Origin of the sequence: Streptomyces sp. SBT349 (assembly GCF_001083795.1) — a bacterium.
Lineage (GTDB): Bacteria > Actinomycetota > Actinomycetes > Streptomycetales > Streptomycetaceae > Streptomyces.
Genome location: NZ_LAVK01000409.1, coordinates 1 through 6202, shown reverse-complemented (window position 1 = coordinate 6202; position 6202 = coordinate 1). Strand labels below are relative to the sequence as shown.

Below are 6202 nucleotides of genomic sequence, written 5' to 3'. Positions count from 1 at the left end.
CCGATGGGCCCGCTGTCGTCGGCGATCACCAGGTCCTCGGGGTCGAGGGTCCTCGCGGTGCCGTCCAGGGTGGTCAGCTTCTCCCCGGCGCGGGCACGGCGGACGGCGATCGCCCCGGCCAGCCGCCCGGGGATGTCGGCCATCGTGATGTCCAGCTGGGCCGGCTCCCGGCACGCCTCGACCTCCTCCCAGGCCACCGGCGCCGAGACGGTGGGGAGCGGGCGGGCGCGCAGCGTGTAGGGGGCGGCCGTGGTCTTGCGCGCGGCGTTCTGGCTGTGGTCGATGAAGACCTTGCCGGGGCGCAGCCGCCGGGCCATCTCGGAGATCGCGAGCCCCGGCAGGCCGGCGGCGGCCTCGACGGCCAGCGCCCTGGCGTACGCGGAGGCCCGCTCGGAGGGCGTGGGCCGCAGCGGGCACAGCAGGTGCAGGCCCTTGGAGCCCGAGGTCTTCGGGTACGCCGTGAGTCCGTCCGCCGCCAGCCGGTCGCGCAGCCACAGCGCGACCCGGCAGCAGTCGACGACGGTGGCGGGCGGCCCGGGGTCCAGGTCGAAGACCAGCCGGTCGGCGATCCCGGGTGACCCGGCCCGCCACTGGTGGGTGTGCAGCTCGGCCACCAGGTTCGCCGCCCACATCAGGCCCGGCAGGTCGTCGATCGTCACCTGGCGCATCGGCTCGGCCCCGCCGGAGCGGGGCACCTCGGCGACGTTCACCCACTCGGGGGTGCCGGGAGGGACGTTCTTGGTGAAGAAGCGCTGCCCCTCCGGGCCGTCCGGGTACCGCAGCAGGCTCAGCGGCCGATCGCGGAGATGCGGGAGGAACGCGTCGCCGTGGGAGGCGTAGTAGTGCAGCAGCTCCCCCTTGGTGGTGCCGTCGGAATAGATGACCTTGTCCAGGTTGGACAGCGTCAGGCGGCGACCCCCGACGGTGACGACAGGCATACCCTGAGAGTGGCACGAAAGGGGCAGACGATGCGAACCATATGGAAGGGGTCCATCTCGTTCGGGCTGGTCACCATCCCGATCAAGGTCGTCAGCGCGACGGAGAACCACTCGGTCTCCTTCCGCCAGATCCACACCGCCGACGACGGGCGGATCCGCTACCGCAAGGTCTGCGAGATCGACGGCCAGGAGCTGTCGGGCGACGAGATCGGCAAGGGGTACGAGACCGCCGACGGCACGGTCGTCCAGCTCACCGACAAGGACCTGGGCGCCCTGCCGCTGCCCACCGCCAGGACCGTCGAGATCCTCGGCTTCGTGCCCGTCAGCAGCATCGACCCCTACCAGCTGGACCGCTCCTACTATCTGACCGCCGACTCGGGCGCCGCCAAGCCCTATGTGCTGCTGCGCGAGGCGCTGCGCCGCGCCGACAAGGGGGCCATCGCCAAGCTCGCGATGCGCGGCCGGGAGACGCTCGCCCTCGTCCGCGCCCTGGAGGAGGACGAGGTCCTGGGGATGCACACGCTGCTGTGGCCCGACGAGATCCGCTCCGCGGGGGGCCTGGCGCCCAGCGAGAACGTCTCCGTCAGGGACGCCGAGCTCGACCTCGCCTACACGCTGATGGACACCCTCGGCGAGGTCGACATGGCCGAGCTGCACGACGAGTACCGGGAGGCGGTGGAGGCCCTGGTCACCGCGAAGCTCACCGGCAAGGTCCCGGAGATCAGCGCCGCGGAGGAGGGGCGCGGCGGCAAGGTCGTCGATCTGATGGCGGCGCTCGAGGACAGCGTGCGCAGCGCCCGTGAGGGCCGGGGCGAGGAGGGCGAGGGGGAGGAGGCGACGGTGACGCCGATCAAGAAGAGCGGGGCGAAGAAGAGCACGGCGAAGAAGACCGCCGCCAAGAAGGCGCCGCAGAAGAAGGCGGCGGCCAAGAAGACCGCCGCCAAGAAGTCGCAGGCGAAGAAGGCCGAGAGCGGCGGCGGGACCCGGGCCAAGAAGACCCAGGCGAAGAAGGCCGGCGGACGCAAACGCGCCTCGTGACCGTCACCGCCGCCTCCGGTCAGCGCGGCGGGTCGTAGGGGTAGAAGCCCGCGCCCGACTTACGGCCCAGGTGCCCCGCGGCGACCATGCGCAGGAGCAGCGGCGGTGGCGCGTACAGCGGCTCCTTGAGCTCGGCGAACATCGACTCGGCGATCGACGCGACGGTGTCGAGCCCGATCAGGTCCGCGGTCTTCAGCGGCCCGAGCGGGTGCGCGCAGCCCAGCTCCATCCCGCTGTCGATGTCGTCCCGGCCGGCGCCGCCCGACTCCAGCATCCGGATCGCGGCCAGCAGATACGGGATGAGCAGCGCGTTGACCACGAAGCCCGAACGGTCCTGGGCGCGGATGGGGTGCTTGCCCAGCAGGCCGGAGACCAGCGCCTCGGCCCGCCGCACGGTCTCCTCGGCCGTGGTCAGCGCCGGGATCACCTCCACCAGCCGCTGGACCTGCGCGGGGTTGAAGAAGTGGATGCCGAGCACCTGGGCCGGGCGCGAGGTGGCGACCGCCAGGTTCACCAGCGGGATCGCCGAGGTGTTCGACGCCAGGATCGCGTCGGGGCGCGTCACCACCTGGTCGAGCACCTGGAAGATCTCGGTCTTCACCTGCTCGTTCTCCACGACGGCCTCGATCACCAGGTCGCGGTCGGCCAGCTCCCCCAGGTCGGTGGTGAAGGTGATCCGGCCGAGCGCCGCGTCCCGGTCCTCCTCGCTGAGCCGCCCGCGCTCGGCCGCCCTGCCCAGCGAGCTGAGCAGGCGGGTGCGTCCGAACTCCAGCGCCTCGCCCGTGGTCTCGGCCACCCGGACGTCGAGCCCGGACCGCGCGCACACCTCGGCGATGCCCGAGCCCATCAGCCCGCAGCCCACCACACCGACCCGTTCGATATCGGCCATGCCCAGCCCCTTCGCCGCCCCGCGCTCCGTCGTCGCCACCCGACGGTACCCCGGCGGCGCGGGGGAGGCACGGCGTGCGCGGGCGCGCGGGGGCTCGAACCGCCGCGGTGTCCGGCTCCCGGCACCTCCGCCGGTGCCCCCGGGGTTCCGGTGGCGCCGCCCGTTGTCGCATGGTGTCCGGGTCAGGGTGTGTCGACCGGCCCTCCACCGGGTTACGTGGTCACCCTGGGCGGGGCATGCATAACGTAGAGACACGACAGGGGGCACCCGCAGATGGCACGCATCACACGCAGGGGACTGGCCGTTGCCGCGCTCGGCACGCTGGCCGGGGCCCTGACCCTGAATCAGGCGTCGGCGTCATCGTCGGCGTCACCCTCGGCCAAGCGGTCGAGGAACGGCGCCGGCGCCGCCGGGCCGACCGATGTGCGCGGCATGTGGATCGCGACGGTGGCCAACATCGACTGGCCGGGCGGGCGCGACCTGGCGCCCGAGGAGTCCCAGGCGGAGCTCGCCGGGCTGCTGGACGCGGCGGTCGACTGGAACCTGACGACGGTCTTCCTCCAGGTGAGGCCGACCGCCGACGCGTTCTGGCCGTCGCCGCACGAGCCGTGGTCGGAGTGGCTCACCGGCACCCAGGGACGGGACCCGGGCTGGGACCCGCTGGACTTCGCGGTGCGCGAGGCGCACGAACGCGGCCTGGAGCTGCACGCCTGGTTCAACCCGTACCGGGTGGCGCAGCACGACGACCCGGCGCGGCTCGCCGACGACCATCCGGTCCGGGTCCACCCGGAGTGGGCGGTGGCGTACGGCGGGCAGCTGTACTACAACCCGGGACTTCCCGAGGTCCGCGCCTTCGTCCAGGACGCGATGATCGACGCCGTCGAGAGGTACGAGATCGACGGGGTGCACTGGGACGACTACTTCTACCCGTATCCGGTGGCGGGCGAGGAGTTCGACGACGCGGACGCGTTCCGCGAGCACGGCGGCGACTTCGGCGACCTCGGCGACTGGCGACGGAACAACATCGACCTGCTGGTCCGGGAGATGCGGGAGCGGGTGGCCACGGCCAGGCCCGGAATCCCGTTCGGCGTCTCCCCGTTCGCCGTCTGGAGGAACAAGAGCACCGACCCCCTCGGCTCCGACACCAGGGGCGGCGTGCAGACCTACGACGACCTCTACGCGGACGTGCGGACCTGGGTCAGGGAGAACTGGATCGACTATGTGATCCCGCAGGTCTACTGGAACATCGGGTACGAGGTGGCCGACTACGCCGTCCTCGTGGACTGGTGGTCGGACGTCGCCGAGGGGACGGATGTCGCGCTCTGGATCGGCGAGGCGATCTACAAGGTGGGCGACCCGGCGCAGCCGGAGGCGTGGCAGGACGCGGGCGAGCTGTCCCGGCACCTGACGCTCTGCGCGGACCATCCGCAGGTGAGCGGCAATGTGTTCTACTCCGCCAGCCAGGTCGTGTCCGATCCGCTGGGCGCGATGACACGGGTCTTCGAGGACCACTACCGCGGCTGAGGGCGGAGCGCCCCGGCGCCGGACGCCATCGGCTGTCGGATTCCCACTCGTATACTCGTGCGAGCTCATGGAGGGGGAGGTGGCGACGGTGAAGCTTGCTGAGGCACTGGCGGAACGTGCGGAGGCGACGCGCCGCGTAGAACAGCTGCGAGCGCGCGTCGTCAGCAGTGCGCGGTACCAGGAAGGGGAGACACCCGCCGAGGACGCAGCTCAGCTGCTGGCCGAGGCCGGTGAGGTGCTGGACGCTCTCGAAAAGCTGATCCGGCGGATCAACCGGACCAATGCCACCGTGGAGATGGGCCAGGACGGCACGCTCACCGACGCCCTCGCACGCCGGGATGTCCTGCGGTTGCGTCACTCCGTGGTCACCGCGGCGGCGGATGCGGCGGCGGGTAACGGTGAGCGGGGATACGGTCGGCAGCTTCGGTCCGAGCTGATGATGCTTTCCGCGCTGCCGGTCGCGGAACTGCGCGGTCAGGCGGATGCACTCGCCCGGGAGATCCGCGAGGTGGATGTGCGGATCCAGCGTGCGAACTGGGAGGCCGATCTCCTGGACTGAGTGGTCCGGCAAGCTGGGACGATGTGGAGCAGGTAGCTGCTTCGGAGGCGTGCGCACACCGAGGGCCGGCGGTTTTCCAGCCCACTCCTGGTGCGTGAAGAGCAACGCGGGGGTTCGACTCCCCATCAACAGTGCAGCTCAGCAACGCGTACAGGTAATGGTGCACATCGCACGGCACATCACCACGTGCAGATCCGAGGCGGCGAGGGCGGGTTCGGGGCTTTCCACATCGCAGCACCATGGAGAACGGCTCCGTACCTGTGGAGCCAGTAGCCACGAGGACTATCCGGCAGCCAGCCCGAAACGCCGGCTCAACGCCTCGCGATGGGACACCCCTTCGCGGAACCCGCAATCGGCCTCGCCCGACGCGTTCACCGGCGGGCGCGCTGGGTGACGGCGATGCAGACCAGCACGGCCGCCGTCGTCGCGGGCGCGGCGGGGGACAGCTCCTCGCCCAGCAGCGCCACCGCCCAGACGAGGGTGAGGAGTGGCTGGGCCAGCTGTATCTGGCTGGCCCTGGCGACCCCCGCCTGCGCCAGGCCGCGGTACCAGACCAGCAGGCCGAAGAACCCGGAGCCCGCCGCGAGCCAGGCCAGCCCCGCGACGGAGGCCGCGGTGGGGGCGGCGGGCTCGGCGAGCAGCGCGAGCGCGAGCCCGGGGGCGGCGAGCGGCAGGCAGGCGATCAGGGCCCAGGAGATCACCTGCCAGCCGGGGAGCAGCCCGGCGAGCCTGCCGCCCTCGCCGTATCCGGCGGCGCACAGCAGCAGCGCGGCGAAGAGGTACAGGTCGCCACCGGCGAGCGCGCCGCCGCTGTCGGCGACCGTGAAGGCGGCCACCGCGGCGGCGCCGGCCGTGGCCGCGGCCCAGAAGAGGGGCGGCGGGCGGCTGCCGGTGCGGGCGGCCGCGTAGATGGCGGTGGTCAGCGGCAGCAGGCCCGTGACGACGGCGACATGCGCGGTGTCCGAGGTCCGCAGGGCCAGGGTGGTCAGCAGCGGGAAGCCCAGCACGCAGCCCACCGCGACCAGCGCGAGGCCCGGCCAGTGGTGGCGGCGCGGCGGTGGAACGCGGGCGGCGGCCAGGCAGCAGGCGGCGATGAGCGCGGCGAGCACGGTGCGGGCGAGGGTCACCGTCCAGGGACCGAAGCCGTCGAGGGCCTTGGCGGTGGCCGGAAAGGTGAGGGAGAAGGCGGTGACGCCGAGGGCGGCGAACGCCAGGCCGCCGCGTCGGCCGGAGCCGTTGGGGGCGGAACCGGGG

Annotated in this window: 6 protein-coding genes; 3 read left to right on the top strand and 3 right to left on the bottom strand. The window is 72.3% G+C overall.

Features of this window, described 5'->3' with window-relative positions:
- Positions 1-938, bottom strand: a 938-nt coding sequence (gene ligD, locus ADY01_RS31465) for a non-homologous end-joining DNA ligase (RefSeq protein WP_078900779.1), incomplete at its 3' end; no start/stop codon positions are given.
- A 30-nt stretch (positions 939-968) separates the two neighbouring features.
- Between ligD and ADY01_RS31460 the strand changes: the two genes are divergently transcribed.
- Positions 969-1976: a Ku protein gene (locus ADY01_RS31460; RefSeq protein WP_049580127.1), complete on the top strand. Its 1008-nt coding sequence runs from the start codon at positions 969-971 to the stop codon at positions 1974-1976.
- A gap of 19 nt (positions 1977-1995) precedes the next feature.
- Here the strand turns inward: ADY01_RS31460 and ADY01_RS31455 are convergent, their stop codons facing one another.
- A complete protein-coding gene (locus ADY01_RS31455; RefSeq protein ID WP_049580126.1) occupies positions 1996-2865 on the bottom strand; it encodes a 3-hydroxybutyryl-CoA dehydrogenase in 870 nt (289 codons plus the stop codon).
- A gap of 273 nt (positions 2866-3138) precedes the next feature.
- Here ADY01_RS31455 and ADY01_RS31450 point away from each other — a divergent pair, with 273 nt between their 5' ends.
- Both ADY01_RS31450 and ADY01_RS31445 read left to right on the top strand, forming a co-directional pair.
- Positions 3139-4389 carry a glycoside hydrolase family 10 protein gene (locus ADY01_RS31450; RefSeq protein ID WP_049580125.1) on the top strand — a complete coding sequence of 417 codons (1251 nt, stop codon included), beginning with the start codon at positions 3139-3141 and terminating at the stop codon, positions 4387-4389.
- Between the two features lie 88 nt (positions 4390-4477).
- Entirely contained in the window at positions 4478-4948 is a 471-nt protein-coding gene (locus ADY01_RS31445; RefSeq protein WP_049580128.1) for a DIP1984 family protein, read from the top strand.
- A gap of 371 nt (positions 4949-5319) precedes the next feature.
- On the opposite strand, the gene ADY01_RS31440 is transcribed toward ADY01_RS31445, so the two are convergent.
- The coding region (locus ADY01_RS31440) for a DMT family transporter (protein ID WP_049580124.1) at positions 5320-6202 on the bottom strand (883 nt) is incomplete at its 5' end.

Bases quoted from the DNA above. Each gene is read 5' to 3' on its own strand.
- ADY01_RS31460 (WP_049580127.1), top strand. From the start codon at position 969: ATGCGAACCATATGGAAGGGGTCCATCTCGTTCGGGCTGGTCACCATC.
- ADY01_RS31455 (WP_049580126.1), bottom strand. From the start codon at position 2,865: ATGGCCGATATCGAACGGGTCGGTGTGGTGGGCTGCGGGCTGATGGGC.
- ADY01_RS31450 (WP_049580125.1), top strand. From the start codon at position 3,139: ATGGCACGCATCACACGCAGGGGACTGGCCGTTGCCGCGCTCGGCACG.